The organism is Dolichospermum circinale AWQC131C (assembly GCF_000426905.1).
GTDB lineage: Bacteria > Cyanobacteriota > Cyanobacteriia > Cyanobacteriales > Nostocaceae > Dolichospermum > Dolichospermum circinale.
On the sequence record NZ_KE384652.1, the window covers coordinates 1 to 210 of the forward strand.

1 protein-coding gene is annotated in these 210 nt (G+C 36.2%); it reads right to left on the minus strand.

All coding sequences use genetic code 11. The features are described 5' to 3' along the window. Positions 1-183 (minus strand): DUF4347 domain-containing protein (locus tag ACIR131C_RS0119935; RefSeq protein ID WP_028091581.1); only part of this gene is annotated, 183 nt, incomplete at its 3' end. Positions 184-210: the final 27 nt, after the last annotated feature.

Sequence of the window (210 nt, forward strand, 5' to 3'; positions counted from 1 at the left end):
AGAAATAATCTGAACGCTATCAATGTTTGTCAGTCCTGATAAATTCTGAGTGATTTGCTGAATACCGTCCTGGTTGGGGTTCAGAAGAAACAACAGTGTACCAGGTTTAACTTGATCAACTAGATTTTGATAATCTTGAACATTGGAATCAATGAAAACGACCGTTTTAGTAGAGCTTGACATGAAAATAACCTGCCGTCATTTTATGAA